Raw genomic sequence first — 2,868 nt, 5'->3', positions numbered from 1 at the left:
ATTCAAGCTCTCTTCGCAGAACCGCTCCTATAACTAGTCACCAAAAAAGCCACCCGCATGTGAACTGCCTCCCATTTCTTGGACATAAGAAATGGGAGGCTTTTTATGCGTGTGGTGTAGACGACTGAAAGATGCAGGAGTTGTTCAGAGCATGTCCAGAAAGGGTAACTGCATAGACAACGGTGCCACCGAGCAAGTCTTTGGCCACATGAAAGACGAGTTCTTCCGAGGAAGAACGTGGCCTAACTTTGAGTCTTTCAAAGCAGATTTAGATGCATATGTTATGTACTGGAACACACAAAGGCGTCAGGTTAAACTAAAAGGACTGACCCCGAAGGAGTTCCGAAATCAGTCCTTAGTAGCCTAGTTCTTTATTAAATTCGTCCAAGTTTTGAGACGCAGTTCAAACCTATATCTGTTCCGGATTGATATGTTTTATTTTGTTTGTATTAGGTGAGCACGTAACCTACCTTGTTTATCCCGATAACATCGCGATGCAACTGCTTAACATCTAGTGTATGAAGACCGCTTTGCTTTACGTTTGCTGTATGCACATCAGGCATACTATGGCGTTCTATGCGGTATTCAGCGGTATTGAACCTAGCACCCCTGACGCCTAATTCTTTCAACAGTTGTGGAGGAAGACTCTCGTCCTGTTCAATGAGGCCGAATAAGGTAAGGCCCGAAACGGTAGAGGCTTGCAGTATACAGGACTTTACAGGCGCAAAAGCGAGGCAGCCGACGGCCGATCCAACCGCCGACCCAATGAGCATAGGTACTGTGGCCTCAGGGGCGATAATAGAGGCGACTGCTGCGCCAGCGAGCATAAAGATCGTTACAAAGACGTCCTGTGCCAGATTGTTGACGAAGTCTTCTGCCGTCCTCTTACCGCGCGCAAGTAGGTATGCGTCTTTGCAGGTCTCTACGGTCAGCACGACAAGGGCTCCGATAACCGTTGGGCCGAATGGTTTGGAGATTGCAACCTTTATCGCTTGCCCGAAAACCCCCTTCCCAGCGGCGATTGTGATTGCTGCCGTAGCGGAGCCGTTTACAAAACCAGTAGCGGCACCATCGAACGTGGCAGCTCCGATTGTCTTCAGGCTTTCCTTGTCGAGCTCTCCCCCTGCTATTAAGTAGTCAATGGCCTTGTATATCTCTGGGGCTATTTTAACGACAGCTGATATTGCGGCGGCAGTGGCACCGGCTTTGAAGGACTGTGCCATTAGGTTCTTTATCTTGATAAGTTCTGCGGTGGTCATGCCGTCTGCCTCAGGGAGAAGCTCCTCGTTCCTGCTGACGGCTATTGCCTTCTGGCGGGCATCCTCTAGCGTTTGTGGCCTGCTGGATATTCCGTCTGTGGTTTCCAACTTATCGGTCAGGGCATCCGATACTCTTTTCCAGCGAGATACTTCGTCAGCGCGATTTAGGGCTTTGGCTTTTGATAGCCTTTTGAATGCCTCCATCTGACAATCTGCCAGTTTATCTGAGGGAACGACGCCCCATTGACCGTCATAGAGAAGGTCGGTCGGAAGTTTGCCTGTGAACCCCTTCGAAGCAGTCCATTCGTCGAAGCTCATGGTTGCGCTGGCTGAGGAGCTTTGGTAGACCTCTCTGAGCGTGGTGCCTAGTGCCTTTACGGTGGCGCTTGGATCAAGGTAAAACTTAAGCTGGTACATACCGCCTTCTAAGGTGGCTACGTCTACGGATCCGAGGTCCGTAGACTTCAAAACTTCGGCGAGCGCCGGCTTACCTTTCACTGCGGCATCGACATTGAGAGTCCCCGATGCCCACTCTTCGGCAATGAAGCCCTTCAGTGATTCCTGTGAAGGTATGGTAGCCTTGTAGTAGTTGTACGCGTTCATCCGTTTGTAGAGCTCGCTGATGGCCTGTTCGACATGCTCCACGTATTCAGACTCGGCAGCGGCACCCCAGGTGGCGGTGCCTTGTTTTACAGCGAATACGTATCCTTGCTCGAATTCGTTCATGGCTCTACGCTTCTACGAACGCACGCAGGTAATTCAGGTAGAAGAGTTTTATGGCAAAACGGAATTGTTGGTCTCGTATACCCCTGTCTTTAAGCGCAGTCGAAATCGAAGTGCTGGCGTTACTTACCGCCTTTCCAAAGAAAGCTAGCGGTGCGATAACTTTGCCTTCCTGCTCGTCTTTCTCCTGACGCAGGTTTTTCATCAGGTCCTCGAATCTCTGTCCATGTTCCTTTGTGTAGTCGAGAAACGCATGGTAGTCTTCACTACTGAGTCCATTGCCAGCAACGTCGATGTACGCCTGCTTTCCACTCACGTGGATTTTAATGCCATGCTCTACTAGGCGTACCGTCGCCTCGGTCTCTATGGTATCGAGGTAGTCCTTGGCAGACTTGGATCGTCCGACAAAGATAATTTTCTGGTCTGAGGAAAGCAGAGTGGATGCGAACTGCTTTTCGTTGAAAATAGATGCTTCTACCGAACCGTCAACTGGTCCGATAACATCGTCCTTATTGTCATTATTGGTGCCGATAAGCGTATATAGCTGTTTACAATACTTACCGCAGCCCTTTGCTTCGACAATGACTACCGATTCTTTAGCGCCGAACATTTGTGTTCCTTCCATTTAAAAAATCTTTGCAACATTATATGTTTGGTCGACATTGCTTTGTGTTGTAGAAACGTCACACATGCTTGTGCAGCGTTTTGCATTCTGATGCATTTTTTGTTTCAATACTAAAGTTTACATAAACAATTCCATCTCTTGGATAAACGTTGCTGTTATCGCAATCTGTTTGTGGTCTTGAATTTTCATTGCTAGTGCAACAACAAAAGAGAAGGTAGTGACCCATGGGTCTACAATGACGCTTACGACGACGTTCATTGA

General features: G+C 48.6%; 3 protein-coding genes. 1 reads left to right on the top strand and 2 read right to left on the bottom strand.

Features of this window, described 5'->3' with window-relative positions; all coding sequences use genetic code 11:
- Positions 1 to 91: 91 nt before the first annotated feature.
- Positions 92 to 367 carry an IS3 family transposase gene (locus HMPREF1493_RS06730; protein ID WP_286127395.1) on the top strand — a complete coding sequence of 92 codons (276 nt, stop codon included), beginning with the start codon at positions 92 to 94 and terminating at the stop codon, positions 365 to 367.
- 82 nt (positions 368 to 449) lie between these two features.
- On the opposite strand, the gene HMPREF1493_RS06725 is transcribed toward HMPREF1493_RS06730, so the two are convergent.
- Positions 450 to 1,985: a hypothetical protein gene (locus tag HMPREF1493_RS06725; protein WP_035428879.1), complete on the bottom strand. Its 1,536-nt coding sequence runs from the start codon at positions 1,983 to 1,985 to the stop codon at positions 450 to 452.
- 4 nt (positions 1,986 to 1,989) lie between these two features.
- The gene (locus tag HMPREF1493_RS06720) at positions 1,990 to 2,607 is read right to left on the bottom strand and encodes a hypothetical protein (RefSeq protein ID WP_156921407.1); all 618 of its coding nucleotides are present in this window, start codon (positions 2,605 to 2,607) and stop codon (positions 1,990 to 1,992) included.
- Positions 2,608 to 2,868: the final 261 nt, after the last annotated feature.

The sequence above is a fragment of the Atopobium sp. ICM42b genome (genome assembly GCA_000564995.1).
GTDB lineage: Bacteria > Actinomycetota > Coriobacteriia > Coriobacteriales > Atopobiaceae > Lancefieldella.
Note: the sequence above shows the minus strand (reverse complement) of the source record. Positions and strands in the feature narration are given on the sequence as shown.